The 25,714-nt window shown below is 33.3% G+C and carries 31 protein-coding genes, 2 tRNA genes and 1 other RNA gene; 18 read left to right on the top strand and 16 right to left on the bottom strand.

Annotation, left to right across the window (positions count from 1 at the left end; all coding sequences use genetic code 11):
- Nucleotides 1-4: 4 nt before the first annotated feature.
- A complete protein-coding gene (locus tag RQ359_RS00340) occupies nucleotides 5-379 on the bottom strand; it encodes a ribonuclease BN (protein ID WP_156016339.1) in 375 nt (124 codons plus the stop codon).
- 57 nt (nucleotides 380-436) lie between these two features.
- Between RQ359_RS00340 and RQ359_RS00335 the strand changes: the two genes are divergently transcribed.
- Together RQ359_RS00335 and thsB are read left to right on the top strand one after the other, a co-directional pair.
- Nucleotides 437-946 (top strand): TFIIB-type zinc ribbon-containing protein, encoded by a 510-nt coding sequence (locus RQ359_RS00335; RefSeq protein WP_156016340.1) that lies wholly within the window; start codon nucleotides 437-439, stop codon nucleotides 944-946.
- 124 nt (nucleotides 947-1,070) lie between these two features.
- Nucleotides 1,071-2,723, top strand: a complete 1,653-nt coding sequence (thsB, locus tag RQ359_RS00330) for a thermosome subunit beta (protein WP_156016341.1) — start codon at nucleotides 1,071-1,073, stop codon at nucleotides 2,721-2,723.
- A gap of 8 nt (nucleotides 2,724-2,731) precedes the next feature.
- On the opposite strand, the gene RQ359_RS00325 is transcribed toward thsB, so the two are convergent.
- The 7 genes from RQ359_RS00325 to RQ359_RS00295 form a co-directional block, all read right to left on the bottom strand.
- Nucleotides 2,732-4,378: an ATP-binding protein gene (locus RQ359_RS00325; protein WP_156016342.1), complete on the bottom strand. Its 1,647-nt coding sequence runs from the start codon at nucleotides 4,376-4,378 to the stop codon at nucleotides 2,732-2,734.
- Between the two features lie 32 nt (nucleotides 4,379-4,410).
- Nucleotides 4,411-4,785, bottom strand: coding sequence for a hypothetical protein (locus RQ359_RS00320; protein WP_156016343.1), 375 nt, complete (start codon nucleotides 4,783-4,785; stop codon nucleotides 4,411-4,413).
- The gene (locus RQ359_RS00315) at nucleotides 4,786-5,070 is read right to left on the bottom strand and encodes a ubiquitin (RefSeq protein WP_457921224.1); all 285 of its coding nucleotides are present in this window, start codon (nucleotides 5,068-5,070) and stop codon (nucleotides 4,786-4,788) included.
- Nucleotides 5,042-5,281 (bottom strand): 30S ribosomal protein S17e, encoded by a 240-nt coding sequence (locus tag RQ359_RS00310; protein WP_277020807.1) that lies wholly within the window; start codon nucleotides 5,279-5,281, stop codon nucleotides 5,042-5,044. Before RQ359_RS00310 ends, RQ359_RS00315 begins: the two co-directional genes overlap by 29 nt.
- 12 nt (nucleotides 5,282-5,293) lie before the next feature.
- Nucleotides 5,294-6,442: a fructose-1,6-bisphosphate aldolase/phosphatase gene (gene fbp, locus RQ359_RS00305; protein ID WP_156016346.1), complete on the bottom strand. Its 1,149-nt coding sequence runs from the start codon at nucleotides 6,440-6,442 to the stop codon at nucleotides 5,294-5,296.
- A 41-nt stretch (nucleotides 6,443-6,483) separates the two neighbouring features.
- Nucleotides 6,484-8,286: a ribosome biogenesis/translation initiation ATPase RLI gene (locus tag RQ359_RS00300; protein WP_054838824.1), complete on the bottom strand. Its 1,803-nt coding sequence runs from the start codon at nucleotides 8,284-8,286 to the stop codon at nucleotides 6,484-6,486.
- Between the two features lie 465 nt (nucleotides 8,287-8,751).
- Nucleotides 8,752-8,826: transfer RNA gene (locus tag RQ359_RS00295), tRNA-Arg, on the bottom strand.
- 37 nt (nucleotides 8,827-8,863) lie between these two features.
- Between RQ359_RS00295 and rpiA the strand changes: the two genes are divergently transcribed.
- The 6 genes from rpiA to rnpB all read left to right on the top strand — a co-directional run bounded on the left by rpiA (nucleotide 8,864) and on the right by rnpB (nucleotide 11,582).
- Nucleotides 8,864-9,580, top strand: coding sequence for a ribose 5-phosphate isomerase A (gene rpiA / locus RQ359_RS00290; protein ID WP_240900017.1), 717 nt, complete (start codon nucleotides 8,864-8,866; stop codon nucleotides 9,578-9,580).
- Nucleotides 9,581-9,898: 318 nt separating this feature from the next.
- Nucleotides 9,899-10,051 carry a hypothetical protein gene (locus RQ359_RS00285; RefSeq protein WP_156016348.1) on the top strand — a complete coding sequence of 51 codons (153 nt, stop codon included), beginning with the start codon at nucleotides 9,899-9,901 and terminating at the stop codon, nucleotides 10,049-10,051.
- The gene (locus RQ359_RS00280) at nucleotides 10,051-10,368 is read left to right on the top strand and encodes a transcription elongation factor (RefSeq protein ID WP_054838806.1); all 318 of its coding nucleotides are present in this window, start codon (nucleotides 10,051-10,053) and stop codon (nucleotides 10,366-10,368) included. Before RQ359_RS00285 ends, RQ359_RS00280 begins: the two co-directional genes overlap by 1 nt.
- Nucleotides 10,331-11,089, top strand: coding sequence for a phosphoglycerol geranylgeranyltransferase (locus tag RQ359_RS00275; RefSeq protein WP_156016349.1), 759 nt, complete (start codon nucleotides 10,331-10,333; stop codon nucleotides 11,087-11,089). The genes RQ359_RS00280 and RQ359_RS00275 overlap by 38 nt, the downstream gene beginning before the upstream one ends.
- 2 nt (nucleotides 11,090-11,091) lie before the next feature.
- A complete protein-coding gene (locus RQ359_RS00270; protein WP_054838805.1) occupies nucleotides 11,092-11,268 on the top strand; it encodes a preprotein translocase subunit Sec61beta in 177 nt (58 codons plus the stop codon).
- 9 nt (nucleotides 11,269-11,277) lie between these two features.
- An RNA gene (rnpB, locus tag RQ359_RS00265) (RNase P RNA component) lies at nucleotides 11,278-11,582 on the top strand.
- A 4-nt stretch (nucleotides 11,583-11,586) separates the two neighbouring features.
- Here the strand turns inward: rnpB and RQ359_RS00260 are convergent.
- Nucleotides 11,587-12,087 (bottom strand): DUF367 family protein, encoded by a 501-nt coding sequence (locus tag RQ359_RS00260; protein ID WP_054838804.1) that lies wholly within the window; start codon nucleotides 12,085-12,087, stop codon nucleotides 11,587-11,589.
- Nucleotides 12,088-12,139: 52 nt separating this feature from the next.
- On the opposite strand from RQ359_RS00260, the gene RQ359_RS00255 reads away from it, so the two are divergent.
- Nucleotides 12,140-12,391 carry an Lrp/AsnC family transcriptional regulator gene (locus tag RQ359_RS00255; protein WP_054838803.1) on the top strand — a complete coding sequence of 84 codons (252 nt, stop codon included), beginning with the start codon at nucleotides 12,140-12,142 and terminating at the stop codon, nucleotides 12,389-12,391.
- A gap of 6 nt (nucleotides 12,392-12,397) precedes the next feature.
- Complete coding sequence (locus RQ359_RS00250) at nucleotides 12,398-13,735, top strand: tRNA(Ile)(2)-agmatinylcytidine synthase (RefSeq protein ID WP_156016350.1); 1,338 nt, start codon at nucleotides 12,398-12,400, stop codon at nucleotides 13,733-13,735.
- Here the strand turns inward: RQ359_RS00250 and RQ359_RS00245 are convergent.
- Together RQ359_RS00245 and RQ359_RS00240 are read right to left on the bottom strand one after the other, a co-directional pair.
- The gene (locus RQ359_RS00245) at nucleotides 13,730-14,683 is read right to left on the bottom strand and encodes an alpha/beta hydrolase-fold protein (RefSeq protein ID WP_054838802.1); all 954 of its coding nucleotides are present in this window, start codon (nucleotides 14,681-14,683) and stop codon (nucleotides 13,730-13,732) included. The genes RQ359_RS00250 and RQ359_RS00245 overlap by 6 nt on opposite strands.
- 100 nt (nucleotides 14,684-14,783) lie before the next feature.
- On the bottom strand, nucleotides 14,784-16,031 hold the full coding sequence (locus RQ359_RS00240) for a glycosyltransferase family 4 protein (protein ID WP_338116958.1): 1,248 nt from the start codon (nucleotides 16,029-16,031) through the stop codon (nucleotides 14,784-14,786).
- Nucleotides 16,032-16,228: 197 nt separating this feature from the next.
- On the opposite strand from RQ359_RS00240, the gene RQ359_RS00235 reads away from it, so the two are divergent.
- The 3 genes from RQ359_RS00235 to RQ359_RS00225 all read left to right on the top strand — a co-directional run bounded on the left by RQ359_RS00235 (nucleotide 16,229) and on the right by RQ359_RS00225 (nucleotide 18,576).
- Nucleotides 16,229-16,302, top strand: a tRNA-Ala gene (locus tag RQ359_RS00235).
- Between the two features lie 584 nt (nucleotides 16,303-16,886).
- Nucleotides 16,887-18,068, top strand: a complete 1,182-nt coding sequence (locus RQ359_RS00230) for a Cdc6/Cdc18 family protein (protein ID WP_156017885.1) — start codon at nucleotides 16,887-16,889, stop codon at nucleotides 18,066-18,068.
- Complete coding sequence (locus RQ359_RS00225; protein ID WP_156016351.1) at nucleotides 18,049-18,576, top strand: endonuclease dU; 528 nt, start codon at nucleotides 18,049-18,051, stop codon at nucleotides 18,574-18,576. The genes RQ359_RS00230 and RQ359_RS00225 overlap by 20 nt, the downstream gene beginning before the upstream one ends.
- Here RQ359_RS00225 and RQ359_RS00220 read toward each other — a convergent pair.
- From RQ359_RS00220 to cyaB, 5 genes are read right to left on the bottom strand one after another with little or no spacing between them, the layout of a single operon-like run.
- Complete coding sequence (locus tag RQ359_RS00220) at nucleotides 18,552-18,905, bottom strand: acyl-CoA thioesterase (protein WP_457921223.1); 354 nt, start codon at nucleotides 18,903-18,905, stop codon at nucleotides 18,552-18,554. The genes RQ359_RS00225 and RQ359_RS00220 overlap by 25 nt on opposite strands.
- Nucleotides 18,851-19,486 (bottom strand): acyl-CoA thioesterase, encoded by a 636-nt coding sequence (locus tag RQ359_RS00215; RefSeq protein WP_457921222.1) that lies wholly within the window; start codon nucleotides 19,484-19,486, stop codon nucleotides 18,851-18,853. The genes RQ359_RS00220 and RQ359_RS00215 overlap by 55 nt, the downstream gene beginning before the upstream one ends.
- Before the next feature lie 15 nt (nucleotides 19,487-19,501).
- Nucleotides 19,502-20,020: a nicotinamide-nucleotide adenylyltransferase gene (locus RQ359_RS00210; protein ID WP_054838563.1), complete on the bottom strand. Its 519-nt coding sequence runs from the start codon at nucleotides 20,018-20,020 to the stop codon at nucleotides 19,502-19,504.
- The gene (locus RQ359_RS00205; protein WP_156016352.1) at nucleotides 19,975-20,805 is read right to left on the bottom strand and encodes an SAM hydrolase/SAM-dependent halogenase family protein; all 831 of its coding nucleotides are present in this window, start codon (nucleotides 20,803-20,805) and stop codon (nucleotides 19,975-19,977) included. The genes RQ359_RS00210 and RQ359_RS00205 overlap by 46 nt, the downstream gene beginning before the upstream one ends.
- Entirely contained in the window at nucleotides 20,789-21,334 is a 546-nt protein-coding gene (cyaB, locus tag RQ359_RS00200) for a class IV adenylate cyclase (protein ID WP_156016353.1), read from the bottom strand. Before cyaB ends, RQ359_RS00205 begins: the two co-directional genes overlap by 17 nt.
- A gap of 1 nt (nucleotide 21,335) precedes the next feature.
- Here cyaB and RQ359_RS00195 point away from each other — a divergent pair, with 1 nt between their 5' ends.
- The 5 genes from RQ359_RS00195 to ilvA all read left to right on the top strand — a co-directional run bounded on the left by RQ359_RS00195 (nucleotide 21,336) and on the right by ilvA (nucleotide 25,706).
- Entirely contained in the window at nucleotides 21,336-22,352 is a 1,017-nt protein-coding gene (locus RQ359_RS00195; RefSeq protein WP_156016354.1) for an NOL1/NOP2/sun family putative RNA methylase, read from the top strand.
- Entirely contained in the window at nucleotides 22,331-22,870 is a 540-nt protein-coding gene (locus RQ359_RS00190) for a hypothetical protein (RefSeq protein WP_156016355.1), read from the top strand. Before RQ359_RS00195 ends, RQ359_RS00190 begins: the two co-directional genes overlap by 22 nt.
- A gap of 58 nt (nucleotides 22,871-22,928) precedes the next feature.
- Complete coding sequence (radA, locus tag RQ359_RS00185; RefSeq protein WP_338116959.1) at nucleotides 22,929-23,912, top strand: DNA repair and recombination protein RadA; 984 nt, start codon at nucleotides 22,929-22,931, stop codon at nucleotides 23,910-23,912.
- Between the two features lie 69 nt (nucleotides 23,913-23,981).
- Complete coding sequence (locus tag RQ359_RS00180; RefSeq protein WP_054838566.1) at nucleotides 23,982-24,476, top strand: HIT family protein; 495 nt, start codon at nucleotides 23,982-23,984, stop codon at nucleotides 24,474-24,476.
- 12 nt (nucleotides 24,477-24,488) lie between these two features.
- The gene (ilvA, locus tag RQ359_RS00175) at nucleotides 24,489-25,706 is read left to right on the top strand and encodes a threonine ammonia-lyase (RefSeq protein WP_156017887.1); all 1,218 of its coding nucleotides are present in this window, start codon (nucleotides 24,489-24,491) and stop codon (nucleotides 25,704-25,706) included.
- Nucleotides 25,707-25,714 lie beyond the last annotated feature (8 nt).

Here is a 25,714-nt window from a genome sequence, read left to right as displayed (position 1 = left end):
AACATCACTTAGATAGCCTTGTTTCACTCATATTATAATAAGTAATGTCTCCGTATTTATCCACTATAGCTAAAAAGAAATCTAGATTTAACGATTTTGATCTAGAAATTATTTCCAGTAGATTATCAAGCTTTAATTTAGATGATTCGCTAACAACTAGGATTAAGGATCTATTTTTGCTCTCGCCCTTATGCTCTTTTAAGATTAACGTGAAATCGTTGTAACCGCTTTGAACTACCTTACCCTTCTGCCTAAGATCTACATATACAACAAATCTATCCCAATTTAGATTTAAAATGTCATCCTTATTTAAACCTTTCTTGTTTATTATGCTCTGAAAAACTTGTTCTTCCTTTATATTTTCGACTGGGTCGGACACTCTACTTTACATTATAAGCAACCATTGTTATATCTATCTGCCTTTGGAAGTCTGCTCATGGAAGGAAATAGATGCAGTTTTTGTAACTCAACTAATCTAAGATGGGACTACAAGAACGGTATAATAGTATGCGAAAACTGTGGATCAGTTATAGAAGACATAATATTTGACGAACAACCAGTTTTCTTTAATGCAAATAACTTCAAACCTTTAAAATATAAAGAGAAGAAACTAGAGAAAATTCTCGCCCAAAAAAATAAGGATGTATCTAGGTTTTTTTTAAGTAAAAATAATAGTCAATTTAATGATCTATTTAAGACATACCTTAACCAAATTTTGGAAAAAGATGAAAACCTGAAGAGAACTTACGATAAGTTATTAAAAAATGGCATACTAAGTGGTAAAAAAGCAAAAACAAGAATAATTCTTACAATTTATTTTAGCAATGATGATAGATACAAACAATATTTAAGATATATAGGAATTACAGATAAAGAATACAAGAGTATAATATCAGAGATAAAAACAAAAAATAGAATAGCAATAATGAATATCATTAACGAATAGACTATAAATAGAAATAATAAGATAGCTTATATTACCTAAACTAGAAGGCTAATATGTTTCAGTCCTTTTTTGAGTAAACTTTTTATATAAGCATTTTCTAAGGATGTGTGGAAGGTGACATAAAATGGCAACAGCTACAGTAGCTCAAACTCCAGAAGGAATCCCAGTCATTATTTTAAAGGAAGGATCTAGTAGAACATACGGTAAGGAAGCCTTAAGAATAAACATAGCTGCAATAAAGGCAGTCCAAGAAGCATTAAGAAGTACCTATGGTCCACGTGGAATGGATAAGATGCTCGTTGATAGTTTAGGAGATATAACAATAACTAATGATGGAGCAACAATAATGGATAAAATGGATCTTCAGCACCCTGCAGCTAAATTATTGGTACAGATAGCAAAGGGGCAAGATGAGGAAACAGCAGATGGAACTAAAACTGCGGTCATATTCGCAGGAGAGTTAGTAAAGAAAGCTGAAGATTTGCTTTACAAGGAGATTCATCCTACAATAATAGTAAGCGGATATAAGAAGGCTGAAGAGATTGCAATAAACACAATAAATGAAATTGCAGAGAAAGTATCAGTTAATGATACAGATACCTTAAAGAAGGTCGCTATGACTTCATTAGGAAGCAAAGCTGTTGCTGGAGCCAGAGATTATCTAGCAGACCTAGTAACTAAAGCTGTAACCCAAGTAGCAGAGTTAAGAGGAGATAAATGGTATGTAGACCTTGACAATATACAGATTGTAAAGAAACATGGAGGAAGCATAAACGACACACAGATGGTCTATGGAATCGTAGTCGACAAGGAAGTAGTTCATCCAGGCATGCCTAAGAGGGTAGAAAATGCAAAGATTGCATTACTAGATGCTTCTCTAGAAGTTGAGAAGCCTGAGCTTGACGCAGAAATTAGAATAAATGATCCAACTCAAATGAAGAATTTCCTTGACGAAGAGGAGAAATTATTGAAAGAAAAAGTAGATAAGATAGTTAACACTGGAGCTAATGTTGTAATATGCCAGAAAGGGATAGATGAAGTAGCACAGCACTACTTAGCTAAGAAGGGAATATTAGCTGTAAGAAGAGCGAAGAAGAGCGATCTAGAAAAATTAGCAAGAGCTACAGGAGGAAGAGTAATATCTAATTTGGAGGAACTAACTGAGCAGGACCTTGGATTTGCAGCTTTAGTCGAAGAGAGAAAAGTAGGAGAGGACAAGATGGTATTCATAGAAGGTGCTAAGAATCCCAAAGCAATAAGCTTACTGATAAGAGGAGGTCTAGAGCGTGTAGTAGATGAGACTGAAAGAGCTCTAAGAGACGCATTAGGAACAGTAGCTGATGTTATAAGGGATGGAAGAGTCGTAGCTGGAGGAGGAGCAGTCGAAATAGAAATAGCAAAGAGACTTAGGAAGTATGCTCCTCAAGTTGGAGGAAAAGAACAGTTAGCTATAGAGGCATATGCGAATGCTATAGAAGGATTAGTCATGATATTAGCAGAGAATGCTGGATTAGATCCAATAGATAATCTCGTTAAATTAAGAAGTCTACACGAAAATGAAGCCAATAAATGGTATGGGCTAAACTTCACTTCAGCATATCCAGATAACATGTGGAACGTTGGAGTAATAGAACCAGCAATGGTAAAGAATAACGCAGTTAAGGCTGCAACTGAGGCTGTGACTCTAATACTTAGGATAGACGATATAGTAGCTGCAGGAAAGAAGAGTGGCGGAACAGAAAACAAGAAGGGAGAAGAACACCACGAAGAGGACTAACCTAAAATCTAATTAGTTTTTATATTTTTTCTTTTTATGTTAATTATTATAGCTTTTTTGATATTTGGAGCAGAAAGCAAGGCTTCTCCTACATCTAGCTTGTCTAACGACGAGATAATTCGTTCGTCTAGAGATAGAGATTCCCTTATAGATCTCTTGTCAATATCTGATTTAATAGCATGAACTATTTTAATATTGGTATTCTTCATTATTTCAGGTGATAGAGATGAGGGAGACTGCGATACTATACAGAAGGAAATACCATATTTTCTTATTTCAGAGACTAGCCTATCGGTGAAATCATTTTTTTCAGAAAAGTAGTTATGAGCTTCATCTACAATTATCATAGTCTTTTTGCTGGGTTTCTTCTCCATATAATAATCTGAAATTAACTTCATAATTAATAGACCATATAATCTTCTTAATTTTGTATTTTTAATATTGCTAATATCTATTATAACAAAGCCGTTTATGTAACTTTCTAAATTATCTAAAGTTAATCCATCAGTAGAGAATAAGCTCCTTCCTTCCTTCCCAAAAAGAATAAAAAACTTTCTAGCTAAGGCATACTTAACATCTCTTATCCAATTTGATGTTTCCTCTATATTTCTTAGTATTGTTAATAAGTTCTTAAAACTTAACTCAGGATTTTTTTTCAATTTATTTAGAACTGTATACAGGAGAAAACGTTGAGGATCTGTCAATTGCATTACGTCACCGAAGATGTCTACTGCATCATTAATATCATTAGATATAATCTGGTTTAGATTTATTTTAAGTATATTAATCTTATTGTAAAACATAATGTTTATATCATTTGGTATTAGTTCTCTATATTCACCGTGCCAATCCAGTATAACAATATTCACACCTTTCTTAAAGGCCTGAATTGCGAGATGCGACGCTGTGGTACTCTTGCCAGAACCAGTACTGCCAAATATACCTATATGCCTAGTAAGATCGCTTAATTTTATACCTACTTCAGTTCTGCCAAAACTGCTCATAGCTTCTCCCAAGGGCAAATCGTATTCATAAATTAACATTTCGTTAGTAGATGGACTAAATGTTCTTTCTGGAGCGTAAAGATAGGGGATGTTCCCAAAAATTGATGGAAGTGGAACAATTGTGGATGATGTAGATGAAGGGATGAGATCCAAATGAGGGGAAATTGCTCTAGATATGTTATATACATCGTTTACCTCTTTCTCTATATCAGAAATCAGACTGGATTTGTCTTCATCATTACATTTTTTATATATTATTATGGCTGATCCCATTTTCCCTTCATATATTGAAGTAGTAAAAACGTAATGGAATCCCGATTGCCTCCTAGCCAATGACATGCTCAGTTTTCTAAGCTCTTCTTCTAAAATACTTCTAGATGTAGACGAAGTATCGGTTTTTCCAATAATACGTAAAATGATACCGCAATATTGATCTTTATCGGTAATTATATTATATAGATTTGACTGTAAGACTATTTTGTTAATCTTTATAATTTTCTTATTTAATAGATAAGAAATAATTATTGTAGATATCAAAGTAAATAAAATTATATAAATACTAATTCTATTAGTAGAACCTAAATATCTATAAATAATAATAAATATAGACCCAATTATAAGTAATATTGGTATAACTCTTCCTTTCTCCATATAAAAGTGAGCAAGGTATAGGAAAGAGTGTGTCAGGTAAAAGTAATAGCATTAAATGTCAAATGTAAACGATCCTCTATAGAGAGGTGCATTTCCCTATGCTTACCCTCAGTAAAACATTTTCTACATTTTATAATGTAATTTTCACCATCTAAAGAAACACCAGAGGCGTTTATAGCATCTTTAACTTGAGATGTGGAGGTTAATAACATAAGGAAAATCATAGCATTATTTTTAACTCTAGAAAATCTAATAAAATTAGAACTAAAAAAAATGTAGCAGGATTGATCAATGATTACATCTTTAGGTAAATATCCTAAAACCTGAACAACTTCATTATCACTAAACTTAGCTATCGATTTAATGTCTTCCCTAGATCTAATTATAACTTTAGAAACTAAAAACATTCAACCACCATGATTTACTGGAATGAACGTTACTTCGTCGGTTTCCGATAAAACTCTTGTATTTACTAGGCTTTTATCCAATAGCCTAGTATCTTTTCCATTTAATAGTATTATTATACCTGGCTTTATTCTCATTGATTTATCTATTAATATTCCTGCCTTATCAATATCCATAAGAAGATCTATAATTGAGCCATCTTTTTTAATTTCAACACATTTACCAAAAAAAGAAATTAAAGGTCCTTCAAAAATTAACTTAGGCATAACTTTCGGTTTCCTCCTCAAATGTCTCTTGTGCTGCTGACTTATTCTTAGCTTTATTATAATATCTAGTTAAGTATCCGGCGAGCCTATTTCTAACAGTTTTGGAATTTACATTGACAACCTTTTTTACAAGCTCCTTATTTTTCTGATAGTCGGATGTAACTTCTTCAGTATATTTCTCATAAATTAATTCAGCCATTCGTTTTATATCTTTAGTATATACTGTGCCTATGGCCTAACACCTTTATTCATTTGTTTCTGAGGATGTATATATGCTTGCCTTTGCCTTGTTTGTTCCCTCTTCTTTCTTAAATCTTCCCTTCAATCTTTCCATTACTTTTGGAAGAGTAGTATATTCCATAACTTGTGGCTCTAATCTATGAGGCATGAATGGACCGTGTCTACGCATATAGTCAGCTATTATATTAGCAGTCCTTCTTACCTCGTCAAATGCAGGATCATCAAATAGGTCAGAAGGTCCTACTAATCTACCATTCTTTAGATTAAATCCTAAACCTACTAACCTAGGTGGACCATCAAATCTAGTTGCCCTAGCGTCCTTTTGTGAAACTGGCATCAATGGACCGTAATGACTGCCCCTCATCCAGCCCGCGACTAAGTAGGGCACAGTAAACGCTTCTAATGTTTCACCTAGTGCAGGAAGGCCATGCTGCACTCTTACGATCATCGCAGGGTCGTCTTTACCAACATATTTTCCTGCTATCAGATTAAGCCTTTCAGTTGTAACTACTGCAGCCAGCATGTTATCTTGCTTTCTATAAATTCTTCTTATAATATATCTATCAGGAGTTCCTATAAGAGCTAAAAGGTCGTAGCTCTCCTCTGGGGTATTAAGTGTTATTGATTCTCCTTCATATACATCAAGAATCTCAAATTTGAAACCGTCATGAAGGGCCGGGTCTATAACTAGTCCTGCAGTATTAAAGGGATCTGCAAACATCTTAAATAAAGGTAAATTAAATGCACCAGGCTCGGTTTTATCTGCCATGAAGACTACAAAAGGTTCCGATGGTCTCTCCTCTATTTCCATTTCAGCTATTCCAGGTCCCATTCCCTTTAGGTTTCCTGAAAAGGAATCTGATAAAAGATCTTGCCCCGCGGCATATAAACCAAGTTCTTTAGCTTTCGAAGCTGCTTCTTTTAACGCGTTCCATACAAGTTCGTGTACTTTCTGATCCAATTCGCCTCTATTGTGAGAAATTATGAACTCCATGTCATCTCCGACAAAGGTCGGATAGAAATCGTTTATTATACCTTGTTTTTTACCTTCAGATAGAACCTTTGTCGCTACAGCTATCGTATCAGGATGAACCATATGATGTCCTGCTAAAGAACCTATATCTGCTTTTAATACGCTGATAGTAGATTTCATCTTGAATAAAGAATAGGGATATCATCTAAAAACTTTTGCTCTTATGAGGAAACTTTCGCTATAGAGTAATATTCTCCCTTTTCTTTCTGTATTCTATCAAGATAACTATCTATCTTATTTACTCTAGGTCTTCCAGTCTCTGCATCTCTTCTGAATGTAATCCCTAAACTTTTCAGGAATGTATTCATTCCTTCTCTAATAGAGAGAGGACCTATAGCTTCGCCTTCTATTGAAGGAGTACCCAAGAACACCATTATCCTATCTGCTATATAATCATGAATTGAGAGATCATGTTCAACTACAAAAGTTACTGATTTTCTCTCTCTAGAAATTTTCTTTATGGCTTTTGCTACTATATAACGTTCTTCTACGTCTAGATAGGACGAAGGTTCATCAAAAACGTATACATCTGCATCTCTAGCTAGGGCTGCAGCTATGAGGAGTTTTTGGAGTTCTCCTCCGCTTAAATTATTCACAACTGATTCCAGTAGTCTATGTAGACCTAACCTCCTTATTACTTCTACGTAAAACCAGGAAGAATTAGAGAGTATGTCTTTACTCACGTTTTCTAGATATTCCTTCACTGTTAAATCGCTGTTTGGAGAAATAACTTGAGGTTTATAAGAAAGCCTCAAAGTATCAGGAGTCACTTCGCCTATATCTGGCTTATATTCTCCTACTAACATCTTTACAAAAGTGGTCTTACCTATTCCGTTAGGTCCAACTATCCCTATTATCTCCCCCTCTCTAGCGTTTCCAGCATTAACTTTAAGTTTAAATCCAGAATTGTTTTTATAAATTTCGGTCCAAGTTACCTTTTCTTTAACGTCCTTAGCAAAATCTAGGTCTGATAATTCCTTTATTACAAAATCAATTTTGTCTTGCCTAATTTTCATATTTTCTGTAGGTAGAAATCCATTAAGGAAATTATTTATTCCTACTCTAGAAGAATATACTTTGGATACCTTACCATATATGCTTCCCTCTCCGTAGACTATATTTATAAAATCAGCAAGATAATCAAGTACGACTAGATCATGTTCCACTAAAACTACATATTTGCCTTTTGTGAGTTCCCTTATAGCTTTAGCCATGTTTGTCCTTTCTCTTACGTCTAGATAGGACGAAGGTTCATCAAAAACGTATACATCTGCATCTCTAGCTAGGGCTGCAGCTATGAGGAGTTTTTGGAGTTCTCCTCCGCTTAAAACTTTGCAATCTTTATCCCAAAATCTTTCCATTGAAAGCAGGCTTTTTATTTCGTCTATTCTACCTCTCTGATCTGCCTTTTTTAGTATTTCACTTACAGATCCTTTCAAAAACTTTCCTGCATATTCCACATATTGTATTTTATGCGCTACTTTTAATTCTTTAGAGTAAAGTTTCTCAAAGTAACCGTACATTTCTTTACCTTTGAACCTCTTAAGTACATTTTCCTGGCTGGGCTGGCTATCCACATCTCCAAAATTAGGTAAAAGTTCTCCAGAAATTATCTTAAGCATAGTGGTTTTTCCAGTTCCGTTTTTACCCAAGATTCCGGTGATGAATCCTTCTTTAAGCGTAGGAATTCCAAATAACTTAAATCCGTTTATCCCGTATCTATGAATTACATCTCCTTCATATTGATCTGGCAAATTGATTACAGTAATAGCTTCAAATGGACATTTCTTTACACATATTCCACATCCTATGCACGTCTGTTCATATATTACGGGTTTACCTTTAACTATCTCAGCGAGTTCTATGGCATTACCTCCAGATCTATCGATTGGACAGTAAGAAATGCATTCAGTACTGCATTTGTCTGGTTTACAAAAATCATAATTTATAACAGCAAGCCTCATAATCTCACCAAAAACTTTCAATTAAAAAATAAAAAGTAAATAATTTTACTTAAAATTCATCTTCTTCCCAGTCATCTTCTAGATCTTCTTCCTCCAAATCTTCTTCTTCCCATTCCTCGTCCTCTTCCCAGTCTTCATCCCAGTCTTCTTCAAACATTAGATGACCACAATTGAATCTCAACTAGCGAAACTACTTTATTTTTTTCTGTTTTCATGCCTTTCTTTACTCTCGTAAAGTTAATATATTATTTTCAATCAACACATTGCTTTATCGAAATGTTTCTATTCTATTAAAGTGGGAAAATAAAAATTTTTTTAGAAATTATTTTTGAGATTAAACTTATAATAAGTAAAGCTAATTTACTTAGTAAAACGTTGCAGAGGAATCCCTTAAATGCTCCCATAACAAAACATTGGGCTTTACTATAAATTTCTAAATAAATTTGATAATAGCTTTTAATTATACGGATCCGCCGGGATTTGAACCCGGGACCAAGGGCTCCGGAGGCCCTCACTCTGTCCTAGCTGAGCTACGGATCCAGTGAAACATATTATAATAAACGTACTTCTATAATTAATGAGGTTTGCCATGTCGGATTTAAAAGAACTCTTAGCTTCAGAAACGCTACCGTTGTTAGCTAATGAAAATCTAATAGGAATAGGAACTGGGAGAACAGCCAGAACGTTAATAGAAAAAATTAATATAAATAAAGAGTTATTTATAAACAAGAAATTTATTACTTCTTCAATAGATTCTGAGATAAGGCTAAGTAATTATGGATTCAATGTACTATCGTTATATATCGGTGTTAGGCCTGATATCTATGTAGATAGTTTCGATTCACTTTTATTACAAAAAGATATAAATAATTCAGTAATGATAAAGGGCGGAGGGGCTGCCTTATTTAGAGAAAAAATTCTTGCCTCATATTCTAAGCATAGAGTATATATCGGAGAATATACTAAAATAATAAATAGAAATTCTTCGATAAAAATACCTATAGAAGTATTACCCGTAGCTCATAAATACGTTATAGATTCGTTGAAGGAAAAAGGTATTGAAGCCAAACCCAGAGAGTCTGACGGTAAAATAGGTTCAGTCTTTTCAGACAACGGGAACATGATCCTGGATTTAGAAATAAAAAATGAAATTGATCTTTGTGAACTTGATAAAAAACTAAAAAATATTACAGGAATATTAGAGACAGGAATATTTTGTTCTAATTTAATTGATAAAATAGTAATAGCCAGAAAGGAGGATGAAATAGAAATTGTCGAAAAATCATCAAAATAAAAGGCATTATGCAGAAAATATAGTTAAATTAAAGGTAAATGATGAATTACCTTCTTTATATATCTATATGAGCAGAAACGGTTCAGATTACATAATGAGCAAAGATACATGCTCATGTAAATCATTTCTTTTTAATAACGTCTATAGAAATAGATCAGATTTCTGTTATCATTTAAGATATTTAAAAAATGCCATTGATAGCGATGAGTTGTTGACCTTATATCTAAATAAAGAAGATTTTCTTAAGATTTTAGAAGAGATTTATTCTACTGGAAAATCTTTAAAGCTAAGGAAAGCGTTGCTACATAGGAACTCTTAATGGTTAGCTTAGGTTTAGTTGGTTCAGTATTTTTTGCGGCAATAGTTACGATAATAGTTACTTTTGCCTATGTAGTTATAGTAGATATTATGACCCCTGAAAGAAGAGAAACCGTAAATAAGAAAAAGAAAAGTGTGAAAGGTAGAGCATAATGGGAGGTAAAAGAAAGAAGAGGACTAAACCGATAAGAGTAAGACCTAAAGTCCCTAGTACTTTCGAATGCCCTAGATGTGGGAAGGTAAGTATAAACATTAAAATTAAGAATGGGATGGCAAACATAACCTGCGGTGCTTGCGGCCTCCATGCTGAGATAGAAGTTCCACCAGTATTTGATAATGCTAATGCATATGGCAAGTTTCTAGATATGTATCTTGAAGGGGAAATTGAAATAAGCGATGAAGAAAATAACCAAAAGGAGGAAGAGGAGAACTATGAAGATGAAGGGAAGAGTGAGGAATTACATCAATAAAGTTTTGGAGGAAGGCAGACCTTTACATTTCTCTTTGATTGATCCAGATAAACTATCATCTTTAAAGGATCTTTCAATGTTATCAAAACAGTTATATGAGGCTGGAACAGATGCCTTTCTAATAGGAGGAACGTTAGGAATATCTAAAATCGAGCTCGAAACATGTCTAGATATCCTAGAGGATTTTCCTATACCAAAAATACTTTTCCCAGGCAATGTCAACGTAGTGTCAGAGAAGGCGGATGCTATCCTTTTTATTTCATTGTTAAATTCAGATGATATTTATTATGTAATAGGGGCTCAGGTATTAGGAGCGCCAATTATAAAGAAAACTAGACTAGAAACATTGCCTACTGCATATTTAATAGTAGGCTACGGTGGAACTGCAGGTCACATAGGAAGAGCCAGATTAATTCCTTTTGATAACTACGACCTTGCAGCAGCTTACGTAATGGCAGCTGAATTCATGGGCATGGAATTTGCTTATCTAGAGGCTGGATCTGGTTCTCCAGAAACAATCAGACCTGAAATGATATCTGCTATAAAGAAAATTTCAAATATCAAATTAATTGTTGGCGGTGGCATAAAAACTGAAGATAAGGCAACAAAAATTGCCGAGGCCGGAGCTGACATAATAGTTACAGGGAACATAATAGAGAGTAATATAGAGAACGCAACAAAAATTATAAGACAGATAAAGAAGACAAGAATAATTGAGTAAATATGCCAGCCTCAAAGAAAAAGAAGGAAAATATACCACTATCTTCAATGGCAGGGTTAATCAGATATTATGATGAGGATATAGAGAAGATTAAAGTTAATCCTAAAGCTGTGATTATAATAAGCATAGTAATGATAGGTTTAGTGATAGCATTAACAAAAATACTTCCAACTCCATAATTTTTAAGGGGGCCATGGCAGGGGACTACGGCCTCAAGGCTGAGGAAACTCCGACCTCCAAACTCAAAGAGAGCTCCGTCATGGGGCAAGGGGAGATCCCTTGGCTACTACACAGAAACGAAGCCGCTTAGCTCTAGATGAAGATGAACCGATCCTCAGGCATGTAAATGCTAGAGGTAGGCGAGATGAGCTAAAGTGGCTTGAAACGGTAGACCTCTCTGGAGCAAGTAGGAGGGATATGAGTGGAGTTCGATCCCTCTAATAACGCAAAGCCAAATTCCCCAGATACAGAAGTCGGGTTATTACCATGGCCCATTTTTATCCGTCTTTTATGCTATTTATTATATTATTTTCTATCTGTCTTATTTCTTCTTCTTTTTTATTAACATAAGAATCTAATAGTTCTCTATTTAAATCTAAAAACGTTTTACCCCATTTAAATACACTCATCAATTTGTTAGCCTCTACGATATTTCCTAAAATATATAATGCAGCTGCCGTTGCTTCTATCGAGGAAAGTTTAAACGGTTTAGCGTAATTTATCGGATTTCCTGCAACTAAAAAAGGAAGTCTTCTTCCATTTTTTAGAAATTTTCTAAAAAAGCTTTCGTCAGATTTGTTCCATGAACTATCCAGCACAGTAAGACCTTCTTTTTCAAATGAGGTCTTGTCGTCTATAGATATTATTCTTTCCGCAAGAGGATTGAGAACTATTCCTTGAGGTCTCTTAGTAGGTTCTGCTAATTTCATCCTAATCATTTTTCTTGCAGTGTTTTTAGTGGGGTCGTCCTGATTGAACTCTATTACGTAAATTTTCATAAATGCCGTAAAGTTCATATAACCAAAGTTGTAATAAAACTACTGGGAAAAATTGCCTTCTGCGATAGTCCTCATAAACACAGATCCTGGTGGAGAACAAGAAGTTTTTGATAAATTAGTAACACTAGACGAAGTAGTAGAGATTGATATAGTTTACGGTGTCTATGATCTGGTTGTTAAAATACAGACAAGCGATACTGATAAGCTAAAGAGTTTTGTTACAAATACTATAAGAAAGTTACCTAAGGTTAGATCTACTCTAACAATGGTAATTATGGAAGGAAAGAGTTTAGTTAAGAAATGAATTAAAATGAAATTTATAGTTGGAGTAGATGATCACGACTCTACTAAGGCCGGCTGTACAACACATTTTTCTTCCATACTACTAGAAAAACTTTTTCTTAAAAATTGTAAAATAAGTGAATTACCAAAACTAGTTAGACTGAATCCAAATATTCCATGGAAAACTAGGGGAAATGCTAGTATCTCGTTTATAGTAGATTGTAATATAAGTTTATGTGAATTAGAGCAATTAGTGTCAGATACATCAGAAAAATATGTTAAAAAAATTTCTATGGGATATAACCTAAATAGGAAGCCAGGATATGCTATCTTAGAATATGATAAATATAATCTCATTAAGGATAAATTAGAGTCATTCTATGAAAGAGCAGTTTCGGATGTAATTCCCCTAGATTTAGCTAAAAAATTTGCTAAAAATAATAAAATTTTGATAGGAGGAAGTAGAGGATTAATTGGAAGTATAGCAGCATTAGGTTTCGACGAAGATTATACGTTCGAACTATTAACTTATAGAAAAATAGAAAATTGGAATAAAGATAGAGATGTAGATAACAAATCTATAATGGAAGCAGATTCTATCTTCTTCCCTAGAGTAGTAGCTAATTATGACTACTTTAAGAATAAGCCGTTAATCCTATCTCATGGAAGAGACCCAGTCTTTTACGGACTAAGAGGAACAGATCCAGAAATTTTAATAAAAGAAATGAACACAATAAATGCAAAAGAGGAATTAGATTTTTTCATGATATTTAAAACTAATCAGATGACGGATTCACATTTAAAATATTTAGGGACTAGATATTATCAGACTACTTCAATGAAAATTAAAATCAATTCTATCAGAATAATGAAGGGAGGGCATGTACTAATAGAGGGAAGCGATAATGAGATGCTTGTTATAGTATACAGAGAATCAAGAGAGTTAAATTCTCTAGCTAAAGAACTTAAAAGAGGAGATCTTATACACGTAAGCGGAGCAATAAAACCATCATTTAATAACTCAAAGATCCTTGAGGCGGAGAGAATTGAAGTTCTTTATTTAAACGATCAGATTAATGAGATACCTTTATGTCCTATATGTAAAAGGAGAATGGAATCTGCAGGGAAAGATAAAGGATATAGATGTAAAAGATGTAGAACATTCGCAAATAGTAAAACAACGAGGAGCATATCCAGAAACATAACTTTAGGATTATATCAATCTCCCTTATATAGACATCTAACAAAACCGATCTACCTCAACCTAAGTAAACCTGAAATAAATGAAGAAGAATTAATAAATAATATATTAAGTAAAATGATAAAAAGACAAGATAGATATGTATCAACCATGGTTTCCTCATAGTTGTTCGCTAAGTCTCTCCTCTAGGTATGGAAGAGAATATTCGTATCTAGACGAGTTACCAAAATGTCCTCCCTCAAATTCACAATACTTATGTTGAATTTTCATCTTAGCCATCTTCTTATGAAGAGTTCTTATCCCTACAAATAGATTATATTCGTCCTTTGTTCCTACGTCCAAATAAATTCCTTTTAACTTAGACAAACTTTCTAAGTGCTTTTCAACATTCTTTGCTGGATCAAATGACAACCATTTAGCCCAAGTTTCTACCTCGATACCTCCAGTCTCCAAATCTATAGGAAGATCCGACATAATTTCACTCCTTAGATTGGGAGAATAAAAGAAGGCACTTCCAATTACATTTACTGCCCTCATTTCATCTTCGCTTAATTGTTTTCCTTTAAGTACAGAATTCAGCCAGTTCTTTACACATTCAGATCTAAACAGTTTGTTGGTATACAAAAAGTCTTGAATATACATATATTCGAAGCAGCTATCACCAAAATGATTAGCAAAGCCGTTGATTATGTCTGGATGTCTTACGGCAAGCGTATATGCCCCAAAGCCTCCTGACGACTTACCGAAAAGGGCTACCTTCTCTACGTCGTATTTTTCTCGAAAATAAGTAATTAGTTCATTAATAATAAAGTTCTCATAACTCCCAAGGATTGGAGAATTTATATATTGATTAACATAAATTTTTGTTTTAAAATTAGGATTTATTACAATGCTTCTCTTCAATTTCTTCGACGAGAAGAGCTTACCTATAATTTGCCCAAATTTATTAGATATCACTGGCTTCCAGTTTAAGCCAGCTAGCTCTATAAGAAGAAATGGTTTCTGATCGTTTTCAGGTGGAAGAAAAGTCAATATCTCCCTAGTTGAAGGGTCTCCTACTACATTATCTTTCAATGACTCCGATTCTATTTTTTCTATCACATAGTTTATCATAGCAGAGAATTATACCTAATCTCTTTTATACTTACACATGCTTTAGTGATAAAATGAACTTTATAGGTCTAGCTGGCTATGTTTCTTATTTAAATTGATACTATTCTAAATATTTATTGATTATGTTTTTAACTGCTATAGCTACATTATCCCAGCTAGAATGTAGACGTAAAAAGTCTAAAACCTTTTCATTATTAATTAACGTATTTAGTTCCTTTTCTGAAGTAGAATATAGTTTAGAAGCTTCTATAGCCATGGAGTTCTTATCGAACTCTCTTACTATTTTAATCATTTCTAGATTAGAATATACACTTTTTATTGCAGGAATGTCATATCCTACTACTGGAGTTCCTAATGCCAATGACTCTAGAACCACTAAAGAGAAACCATCTACGTGACTAGGGTATATTAAAACCTTAGCTTTAGAAACTATCTCGTTAAGCTTTTCCCGTTCTACGAACCCATAATATTCTACATCTAAATTTAACTTTTTCACTTTATTCCAAAATCTCTTTTCATTATATTTATCAAAGAACTTCCCCATTAACTTTAACTTTATCTTTTTATGAAGGTTGTATTCCATAATCTTTAAAATTTGAGGAACTTCTAAAATTCCTTTATCTTGATTTAATCTACTCCAAAATACTACATAATCTTCCTTACCTTTATCTCTATAAGACAATAGATTAGAATCAAATGCGTTTCCAGGTCTAATTACTTCTCCATCTAAGTGTGAAGTTTCTAGAGATCCCTGGCTTACTGAAGCTATAAATGTAGGTTTAGATGTTTTCAAAAGACGCTTGTATTTAGGTTTAGCTAAAAGCTCGTTGTAAAGAAAACGGGTATAAAATCCCTTTCCAGTATAAGGATTTATTTTATAGAATTTTAAAAGCCTTCTTAAATAACTAAAAGAATCTGCATAAAAAAGGGGTTCATGTATTGTAAAACCAAATTTTTTATTAAATGCTTTTCCAAAATAAAAAATGTCTGGAGAAGTATGATCTGGCTCATAAAATATATCAACATCAGAAGAATATTTTTCTATAAGTTTATTAATAATTTTCTTTTCTTTTAAGATTATTTCCATTTTATTTATTGATAATTTATTTTTGGATATATCGTCTAAAATAGAATAAAATCCATCAACTATTATTATTCCTTGCCTTTCTAACTCATTAGCTTTCTGTGTTAAGATATCAGTACTCCACTTGAAAGATAAAGAAGAAGGATAATATACTATGTCAAAAAATTTTCTAAGTCTCATAACTACCTCATAGGCATGAAGCGAACCTCCTCCTGCGAAATGAGGTGATAATAAATTACTATAAACAATGCCTAATTTTACCACATTGCTAACTTAGATAGAAGTATGATAAAACGCTTATTATCTTTAACTTAGTAAGCATAATATATTAATAAGCAAGTTATATTCAGTCGTATATAAATTATATAAAAGATAAAAAATGATTATAGATATTCTACGTTCTATTCAATGTCAAACACCCAATAAAGTTTTATAAGATAAAAGGAGAGAATGAGAAAAGTGGGCCGGTAGCTCAGACTGGAAGAGTGCCCGGTTGGCATCCGGGAGGTCCCGGGTTCAAATCCCGGCCGGTCCATTATAAGGACATTATAGCATCGTAAAATATTACCTTTCATATAGCTATAACAACTGTTTTATAGAGTTTTATAGAAATGTGGTACCAATTCTATCTTCATATTTTATATAACTAAATTCTTATTTCTCTGCAAATATTATTTATTTGGCACTACCCAGTTTCAATGTTAATAATGTTAATTAATATCTAATTTTATATTAATAAATATTATATTTCTAATTTTCATAAAAATACTACTTAGTCGTATAAAATTTTTCATTCTTCCTGACCCCTCTATTTCCACTGGAGACAATTCATAAGCCATTAAGCTGTCTAATTATACATATGGATTATGTTAATTATTTTATTTTCCTATCTTCAAAATAAACTATTTATTTTATACAAACCGTTACTTTTCTATCGTTTTCTGATATAACTCATTCTGAATACTAAGCTATTTTTTCCACTAGAATCGAAGGGGTATGTCAGAATTTTTGTTCTCTCATTCTTACAAGATTTTCTCCAGTGGAAATAGAGGGGTATTTTACTCCCCAGTAAAATGCCTGATCTTTTTTAAGTTGTTATCTCAAAAGATGTTTATGTCAATGAGCGACATTATAGATGAAGTCCTAGAGAACATAAGGAATTCAGCCATTTTCAAGAACAGGGAGTATCTCTTACCAGACTATATACCCGATCAACTTCCATTTAGAGAAAGGCAAATAAAGGAAATTGTTAGTGTTATGGCACAACTATACAAAGGAGAGAGACCTGGTAACATCTTTATTTATGGCCTTACTGGTACTGGAAAGACCGCAGTTACTAAATTTGTTCTTTCTAATCTTCAAAAGAGAATACCGGATAAATTTTCATTTATATATATCAATACAAGACAAAGTGATACTCCTTATAGGGTAATAGCTGACATTTTAGAATGGCTAGGAGATAAGGTTCCTTTTACTGGCCTATCGTTAGCAGAATTATATAGAAGATTATTGAAGTCCTTGATGTTAGTTAAGAACAATGTGGTAGTTGTTTTAGACGAAATAGATGCTTTAGTGAAAAAATATAATGATGATATATTATATAGACTTACTAGGATAAATTCTGAATTAAACAAGAGTAAAGTGTCTCTAATAGGAATTACAAATGATATTCAGTTTATAGATATATTAGATCCTAGGGTCAAGAGTAGCTTAGGAGAAATAGAGATAGTGTTTCCCCCTTATAATGCGGAAGAACTAACAGAGATTCTAAAGATGAGGGCAAACTTAGCCTTTAGAGAGAATGTGTTAGACAATTCGATAATTAGTCTTTGTTCAGCGCTAGCTGCAAGAGATCATGGAGATGCCAGAAGAGCTCTTGATCTTCTTAGGGTCTCAGGAGAAATAGCAGAAAGGAAAGGTAAGGCTAAAATTACACAAGATGATGTGCAAGAAGCTAGAGGTGAAATAGAGAAAGATAGAGTTCATGAGGTAATCTCAACTCTTCCATTTCATTCTAAATTAGTTTTAGCATCTATCCTATCATCCAATGATAGATTAACAACTGGAGAGGTTTATAATATATACTCATCATTAGCTAGAAAAATGGGAATAGAGGTAGTAACTCAAAGAAGAGTCAGTGACATAATAAATGAACTAGATATGATAGGTATTCTCAATGCTAAAGTCATTAATAGAGGGAGATATGGTAAAACTAAAGAAATTTCTTTAGCTGTAGAGAAGCCTCTTGTAATTAAAATATTGAAGGAGAGTGATTCTAAAATTGCTAGTATCTGGAGTTGATGATGGATATTTTCCCCTCTCGTTCAAAGGAAGGAAAGGAAAAGCACCTTTGATAAGCGTGGTCTATGACAACTTCAGTATAAAAAATATTGATTTAGATTTTATAACTGTAGATGGAGAAGATGCAACTGAGATATACTCTTCCTTAGATAAGGGAGATATTACAATAATAGATAGTGTTATATGCGGAGGATTTAATTACATCAAGCCTACATCTAATTTTATTTATTTTTTTGGAAAAAAACCTAATAACACATCCATTCTTAATGCCCTTAAAAAGCATTTTAGAGACGATAATGAAAGAATAGAAACAATTAATAAGGTCATAGGAAATTTAACTTCGCTTTCTACAAAGAAGGGAACAGTTTTCGTTTATACAGACCTAGACCTACAAATTGCTAAGGAAATAATAGAAAAATATCAGATATTTGTAAAGTATCCAGAGCCAATAAGATCAGCACATATAATAGGAAGAAGTGTAGGTCAACTACAATTGAAAGTACTCTGAATCGCTTTGGACGTTCTTATTCTATCCTCTCTTTCTTTCAATCTTAGTTCGAATCTACTCTTTTCCTTTTCAGACGACGGTTCAATTTTACGTATAGATCTTGGTTTATTGTTATCGTCTATCGCAACAAAAGAGAAAACTGTATTAGTAACTAGCCTTTTCTTTCCTTCAAAGTAATCTATAGCGAAAACTTTTCCTCCTACGTCTAGCGAAGTATTTCCAGTATACTCTACTGCACTTTGAATTTCCAATATATCACCTACCTTAACTGGAGTTAAGAAATCAGCACTTCCAGTAGAAACTGTAAATACATTACCTTTGGAGTACATTTTAGCAATGATTGCCATGGCTCGTCTAACATAGTGTACATTTTACCCGCATAAAGAATTCCATTTCCAAATGCATGCTCCGGATATATTGTTCTAGTATAAGACCTAGAGAACGTCATATCTGTAAGTAGGTCTTCTTGATCTGATAATACCTCCTTTCTTCTTTGTAACCTCTTTTCTTTTCTCCTTTCGCTCTCCTCATCGTTAACAAACTTATCTTTAAGATCTATTTGCCTAGGTCTGTTATGTTCGTCTGTAGCAACTAAGGTCATATAGCTAAATGCTCCTAATTCTTCTTTTTCAGTACCTCCTTTGCTTATACATCCCTTAACTCTAACCTCTACAGATGTGTTCCATATTCCCGTTACTTCAGCAATCACCCTTACTATATCACCTATCCTTGCTGGCTTTATGAGAAATATGTAATCAACAGATGCTAGAAGGTAATTTCCTTTGCTTACTGAAGACATTAATAAACCTGCAGTATCTACTAACCAATTCATATAAATTCCTCCATGTAAGGAACCGAAATGGTTAGTATGCCAAGGAAAGACGTTATAGAACGTTTCTAATTTGTACATAATATCTCTACCTCCCTATTTATCACTTCCAACTATTTCTTTTAATCTTTCATCTCCCTTTATTGATTTAATAAAGGTGTATGTACTTTCCGAAACTAGATCCTTCCAGTTTCCGTTAGTTATCATTAGCTTTCTTATTAAAGTGGAGTTATATTTCTCTCTATTAAAAGCAGGAGGTATAATAGTGCTATATCCTGCCTCTTTAAAGATTCTAACTACTAATGGATTTCTTGCGAAAAGAATAGAAAAGGAAGGCACATACATACTTACATGATGGGCCCAAACGCTATTCATTAATATATCTGGAATAGGTATTATAATAATTTTAGAAAGATCTATTTCATTTTCAATTAAAGTTCCTCTTATCATTTCGATTCTTTCTCCTGCGGTAAATGGATTTGTCAGTGTGTGACTTTCCTGTGCGCTGCCTACTAAAACTATTAGTTCGTCTACCTTATTAAGCCCCCATTTAAGGACTTCCAAGTGTCCTAAATGGAATGGTTGAAATCTCCCTGGGTAAATCCCTCTAAGCATACCTCATCTCCTTCTGAAGTTTTGAGAATATCATGAGCACTTCCTTTATTAATTCCAATTTCAATAAACCCAAACCCATTGCTATAAATAATTAATTCGTTCTCCTTTCCATATCCAAACGTTTTCACTACCCTAGCGTTGTATTCTCCGTTTCTAGTTTTTATTCTTACTATTTTATCATCAATTAGATTAATTTCACTTTTATGTATATTTAATGCAACATTACCAAAATTATCAACATATATTACCTTCGCTATAATTCCGCAACTATCTCTTTTGAAAAATTTTATGTTATATGGAACTAGATCTCTTTCGTCTTTCCTATTTCCAAATGTATCCAGCTGAACTCCTACAGAGATTAGAGCCGCTGAGATTGCGAAAATGTCTCTACCATGAAATGTTCTAGAAATTTGGTTAGAAAGAAACAGTTTAGGATTTGAGATTATTCGAATTTCTGAAATTCCGTCATCCATAATTGCTGGATATAAAATGCCATTATCTGGTCCTACAAAGTAATAGTTTTTAGTCTTAGCCACGATAGGATGTCTTTCTGTCCCAACTCCTGGATCTACAACAACTAGGAATACGGTACGTTTTGGAAAGAATCTATAACCTGTGTAGAGAAGATATGCTGCACTGCTCAAGTTAAATTTCTTTACATTACCCGACAAATACGAAATTTTTGCGTCCTTATTGAAGTTCCTTATTACTCCTTCCATTACTCCGTTATAGTTATCATAAAGACTGAAATCTGTTAAAATTGCAATGTTATTCGTCTTTGCCATTCTTCATCAATAAAAGTTCAAGATAAGAGGTATTTGTTACTTCTCCTTCTATGTGAAAGTCTCGTATAAAATGTTCAGAGAAAGATTTCAATTCGTCTTCGGTAACGTTGTCCCCCTCAATTTCGATGAATTCTCCTAATCCCTCCACCCTATCCAAGGATATTATAAATTTTTCTATTTTAAAATTTTTTCTTAATTTTTTAACAATAAAAGTTTCATATAAGCCGATTCTTTCCATTATGATTCTTATATTTGGTATGTCAGTGTTAGATATTGATATTGTAATTTCTTCTCTGCTTTTTCCAAAACTTCCCTGTTTAGGTCCTTTATATGTTAATTCATATTTATTTCCTATCTTTCTTAATCTAATAGCTTCATCGCTTTGTTTAAAATTCCTATATTTATAATTAAAGTATATATCCTCTTGTTCTTCCGTGCTAATTATTGGAACAGATCTCTGTTGCAGTTCTCTTTCTAAATCATTAAGAGAGGGAGATTTAAGCTTCATTTTTATTTCTCTTTCTATCATTATGACATCTAAACCTGAAGTATACTTAAAGACTTATGACAAGATATTTCGCTATTCTAGGCTTCATGGAGACGCTAACCTCAGTAAACGTTTTCATATAATGGATTACATGGTGTCAAGATATTTAGAGATATTTAGAGAGAAAAGCGATGTAGAACAGTTTCTGAATTATTGTCAATATCCTTTACGAAAGACTATAAGATATAATTCATTAAAAATTAATAAACAGGAATTTGAAAAAGTAATGAATGAAAATGGATTTAAGATAAAAAGAATAAAAGATATAAATATAGGATATGAGATAATAGAAATGCCAAAAAAGCCAACACTAGGTTCAACATTAGAGTATATGAAAGGCTATTATCATATACAAAGTAAATCATCCATGATTCCACCTCTAATGTTGGCACCATCAGAGAATGATGTAGTTCTAGATATGGCTGCAGCTCCCGGAGGTAAAACTACCGAGATGGCTCAGCTAATGTCGAATCGAGGATTAATAATGGCTGTTGAAAGATCTAGATGTAGAACTAAATCTTTACAAAGCAATATTAATAGATTAGGAGTTCTAAACACTGTAATTGTAAGGACCGATTCTGTTAATTTGAGGAAAATGAACTTTAATTTTGACAAAATTCTTTTAGATGCACCTTGTTCAGGAGAGGGAATTATGTATAAGGATCCTTCAAGGAAACAGAAAACTTCCCCAGCCGATTTAAAACAATTTGCTTTAAACCAATTGAAATTAATAGAGACTGCATTTAATTTACTTAAAGATGGAGGGAGACTTGTATATTCAACGTGTAGCATAGGTCCTGAAGAGGACGAGTTCATTATTAACTATGCAGTAACTGAACTAGGTATGAAGGTGATTAAGAACGTCTCTTTTAATTATTCAAATGGAATAAAAGAGTTCAATGGGATTTCTTTCGAAGAAAGTGTGTCGCAATGCATCAGAATTTATCCACATATTCATAATACAGAGGGATTTTTTATATGTCAACTAGAAAAGGAATAAAAATTATAAAACTTGATGAAAGTAAAATACAAGAATTATTATCTAACTTTGCCTCTCTGTACAGCTGTGATGATTTTAGTGATATTATCAATCAGAATTTGTTTTATACTCTTGAGGGTAAATTTAAGCAAGTATATATGTTTAAAAAGAATAATTTTTTAGAAGAATTACTCTTGAAGCTAAACGATTTGGATTTTTTTCCATATAGTATAGGCACTCCAATATTAAAGGAATATAATAACTCATATTTCAAGCCAACTTTAACTTTTGGTAGTTTAGTTAAAGATAAATGTAATAATAAAATAACTATAGACAGAAATAAAGCAGAACTTATAACATTTAAAAAATCCATTATAATAAATAATTTATTTAGTTTTAATAATGCTATAGTTTTAGATGATAGAAAAGATTTTGTTGCGTTTGCAATACTTAAGCCAATTAAGCTAAATAAAATAGAAAATGCCACAGAAGTAATACCAACTTTAGATATAGGATGGTATTTAAGAGAGGGAGGATAAGTTATATTAGATACAAAAGAGATGGTTTTAAGTTTAACCAAATTGTATGGTGATTAAAGTGGGAGATCAAGTTCAAGAAAATTTAAGCAAGAAGTCAGTTAGATCTATAGATGAATTACCTGGGGTCAGTCAGAATATTCTAACTAAACTTCAAGAAGCAGGTTATCCTACTATAGAGTCAATTGCAATAGCTTCAGCCCAAGATCTAAGCGTTGCTGCTGGAATACCTTTAACCACAGCACAAAAAATTATAAAGGAAGCTCGTGAATCTCTAGATATAAAATTTAAGACAGCTCTTGAAATTAAAAAAGAGAGACTAACAGTAAAGAAAATAACTACCAGCAGTCAAGCTTTAGACGGTCTTCTAGGAGGAGGAATAGAAACTAGAACCATGACTGAATTTTTCGGCGAGTATGGTACTGGCAAAACACAGATATGCCACCAGATAAGCGTAAACGTACAGCTTCCTCCTGAGAAGGGAGGCCTGAACGGAAAGGCGGTATATATTGATACAGAAGGTACGTTCAGATGGGAGAGAATAGAAGCTATGGCTAAAGGTCAAGGTTTAGATCCAGAACAAGTAATGAACAATATTTATTTCATAAGGGCTGTAAACAGTGACCATCAGATGGCTATTGTAGATGAACTGCAGGAAAAGATAGTGGAAGACCCTTCAATAAAGCTAATAGTAGTTGATTCAGTAATGGCTCAGTTTAGGGCGGATTACACTGGAAGAGAGAATTTAGCCGCAAGGCAACAGAAACTCAACAAGCATCTTCATCAACTTACTAAATTAGCCGAGATGTATGATATTGCAGTAGTTATTACTAATCAGGTGATGGCAAGGCCAGACATGTTTTATGGAGATCCAACTACCGCAGTTGGAGGGCATACTCTTTATCATGTACCAGGGATAAGACTTCAAGTAAAGCGTAGCAGGGGGAACAAGAGAATTGCGAGAATGATTGATGCTCCTCATCTGCCTGAAGGAGAAGTAGTGTTTGAAATTACAGAGGAAGGAGTAAGAGACTCTCAAGAGTAAGATAACAAGCTGTTTTTTCTTCTTAGCTTGGATAAGAAAACTTTAATCTATAACTAGTTCTAACATCTTATGGAAAACTTATGGGCACCATGGAGGTCTACATATATTCAGAATACTACTAATAAGAGCAACGAAGGAGAATGTCTATTTTGCAGGCTTCATAATGAACATCAAGACGAAAAAAATCTCATTGTAAAAAGAAGTAAGTTTTCATTCGTAGTTTTAAATGCATTTCCATATAATGCTGGGCACGTCATGGTAGTTCCTTATAGACATGTTCCATCAATTGAAGTTCTTTCTGACGACGAGATGATAGACGTGTTTCATCTAGTTAAAGCTAGTATAGAGGCCATAAGGAAAGCTTACAATCCGCAAGGATTCAATGTTGGAATAAACATAGGAAGAGTTGCAGGGGCAGGGGTTGAAAATCACGTTCATATTCACATAGTTCCTAGATGGAATGGTGACGCTAACTTTATGCCAGTAATATCGAATACTAAGGTTATATCAGAAGCCTTGGTAGATACATATTCTAAGTTATATGAAAAACTCAAAGAAGAATGATAAACCATGAATATGAAGTACGTTGATTTGTTTGAAAAAGTTAGAGAAGCAAAGGAAAGAATATCTCCTTATATTCATGAAACACCAGTGGAATATTCAACTACCTTCTCTAGGAGATCAGGCAGTGACGTTTTTTTAAAACTTGAGAATTTCCAAAAAACGGGCTCGTTTAAAGTTAGAGGCGCTTTCAACAAACTTCTATCGATGATGCCAAAAGATAGGAGTAAAGGCGTAATAGCGGTTTCAGCAGGGAATCATGCTCAAGGAGTTGCTTACGCCTCATCTACGTTAGGAATTAAATCTACAATAATAATGCCAGAAACTGCCCCAATATCTAAGTATTTAGCTACTAGATCCTATGGAGCTAATGTAATTCTATACGGTAGATTTTTACATGAAGGAATAGAAAAGGCTAATGAAATAATGCGAAATACTGGAAGTATTTTTATTCATCCATACGATGATATAAACGTCATTTTAGGACAAGCAACACTTGGCTTAGAACTTCTTTCACTCTCCCCTGACGTGGTGGTAGTTCCGATAGGAGGAGGAGGATTAATTTCTGGAATAAGTATTGCCTTAAAGGCAAAACTCCCTAATGTGAAGATAATAGGCGTTCAGACTACTGCTTCGCCATCAATGAAGATTTCTAAGGAGTCAGGCAAGTTAATAAGTGTGGAGCCTTCATTCTCAGTTGCTGATGGTATATTAGTTAAAAATCCATCTTCTCTTACATTTGATATAATAAATGAATTGGTTGATGATATAGTTTTAGTAAATGATGAAGAAATTAGTGAAACTATCTTTCTTTTAGCAGAAAGATCAAAGGTTCTAGTAGAAGGAGCGGGAGCAGCTTCCTTGGCCGCTATTATAAATAATAAAATTAGTCTACCTTTAAATAAATCTAAAGTAGTGTCAATAATAAGTGGGGGCAACATCGATATGAGTTTATTTACAAATATAATAGGGAAAATGCTATATATATCCAAGAGGGTAGTAAAAATTAAAGTAATTGTTCCTGATAAGCCTGGTTACCTTAATAGGATTTTAAGTAATGTAGTAAAGGTAAGAGGAAATATAATAGATATTGTTCATGATAGGGTAAGCAGTGATGTGCCACCGGGCTTTACAAAGATATATGTTACTTTTGAAGTACCTAGTAAAGAAAACCTTAATTCATTTATTAATGATATGAACAATGAAGGTATAGAAACTAAATTTGTAGAATGAGGTTTCAT

This window comes from Sulfuracidifex metallicus DSM 6482 = JCM 9184, assembly GCA_032834875.1.
Lineage (GTDB): Archaea > Thermoproteota > Thermoprotei_A > Sulfolobales > Sulfolobaceae > Sulfuracidifex > Sulfuracidifex metallicus.
Note: the sequence above shows the minus strand (reverse complement) of the source record. Positions and strands in the feature narration are given on the sequence as shown.

Bases quoted from the DNA above. Each gene is read 5' to 3' on its own strand.
- RQ359_RS00325 (WP_156016342.1), bottom strand. From the start codon at position 4,378: ATGGAGAAAGGAAGAGTTATACCAATATTACTTATAATTGGGTCTATA.
- RQ359_RS00190 (WP_156016355.1), top strand. From the start codon at position 22,331: ATGTCAACTAGAAAAGGAATAAAAATTATAAAACTTGATGAAAGTAAA.
- thsB (WP_156016341.1), top strand. From the start codon at position 1,071: ATGGCAACAGCTACAGTAGCTCAAACTCCAGAAGGAATCCCAGTCATT.
- RQ359_RS00250 (WP_156016350.1), top strand. From the start codon at position 12,398: ATGAAATTTATAGTTGGAGTAGATGATCACGACTCTACTAAGGCCGGC.
- RQ359_RS00205 (WP_156016352.1), bottom strand. From the start codon at position 20,805: ATGGCAAAGACGAATAACATTGCAATTTTAACAGATTTCAGTCTTTAT.
- RQ359_RS00300 (WP_054838824.1), bottom strand. From the start codon at position 8,286: ATGAGGCTTGCTGTTATAAATTATGATTTTTGTAAACCAGACAAATGC.
- RQ359_RS00215 (WP_457921222.1), bottom strand. From the start codon at position 19,486: ATGTACAAATTAGAAACGTTCTATAACGTCTTTCCTTGGCATACTAAC.
- ilvA (WP_156017887.1), top strand. From the start codon at position 24,489: ATGAAGTACGTTGATTTGTTTGAAAAAGTTAGAGAAGCAAAGGAAAGA.
- RQ359_RS00230 (WP_156017885.1), top strand. From the start codon at position 16,887: ATGAGCGACATTATAGATGAAGTCCTAGAGAACATAAGGAATTCAGCC.
- RQ359_RS00195 (WP_156016354.1), top strand. From the start codon at position 21,336: ATGACATCTAAACCTGAAGTATACTTAAAGACTTATGACAAGATATTT.
- RQ359_RS00285 (WP_156016348.1), top strand. From the start codon at position 9,899: ATGGTTAGCTTAGGTTTAGTTGGTTCAGTATTTTTTGCGGCAATAGTT.
- fbp (WP_156016346.1), bottom strand. From the start codon at position 6,442: ATGAAATCTACTATCAGCGTATTAAAAGCAGATATAGGTTCTTTAGCA.
- RQ359_RS00180 (WP_054838566.1), top strand. From the start codon at position 23,982: ATGGAAAACTTATGGGCACCATGGAGGTCTACATATATTCAGAATACT.
- RQ359_RS00275 (WP_156016349.1), top strand. From the start codon at position 10,331: ATGAAGATGAAGGGAAGAGTGAGGAATTACATCAATAAAGTTTTGGAG.
- RQ359_RS00260 (WP_054838804.1), bottom strand. From the start codon at position 12,087: ATGAAAATTTACGTAATAGAGTTCAATCAGGACGACCCCACTAAAAAC.
- rpiA (WP_240900017.1), top strand. From the start codon at position 8,864: ATGAGGTTTGCCATGTCGGATTTAAAAGAACTCTTAGCTTCAGAAACG.
- cyaB (WP_156016353.1), bottom strand. From the start codon at position 21,334: ATGATAGAAAGAGAAATAAAAATGAAGCTTAAATCTCCCTCTCTTAAT.
- RQ359_RS00270 (WP_054838805.1), top strand. From the start codon at position 11,092: ATGCCAGCCTCAAAGAAAAAGAAGGAAAATATACCACTATCTTCAATG.
- RQ359_RS00220 (WP_457921223.1), bottom strand. From the start codon at position 18,905: ATGTACTCCAAAGGTAATGTATTTACAGTTTCTACTGGAAGTGCTGAT.
- RQ359_RS00245 (WP_054838802.1), bottom strand. From the start codon at position 14,683: ATGATAAACTATGTGATAGAAAAAATAGAATCGGAGTCATTGAAAGAT.
- RQ359_RS00210 (WP_054838563.1), bottom strand. From the start codon at position 20,020: ATGCTTAGAGGGATTTACCCAGGGAGATTTCAACCATTCCATTTAGGA.
- RQ359_RS00280 (WP_054838806.1), top strand. From the start codon at position 10,051: ATGGGAGGTAAAAGAAAGAAGAGGACTAAACCGATAAGAGTAAGACCT.
- RQ359_RS00320 (WP_156016343.1), bottom strand. From the start codon at position 4,785: ATGTTTTTAGTTTCTAAAGTTATAATTAGATCTAGGGAAGACATTAAA.
- RQ359_RS00335 (WP_156016340.1), top strand. From the start codon at position 437: ATGGAAGGAAATAGATGCAGTTTTTGTAACTCAACTAATCTAAGATGG.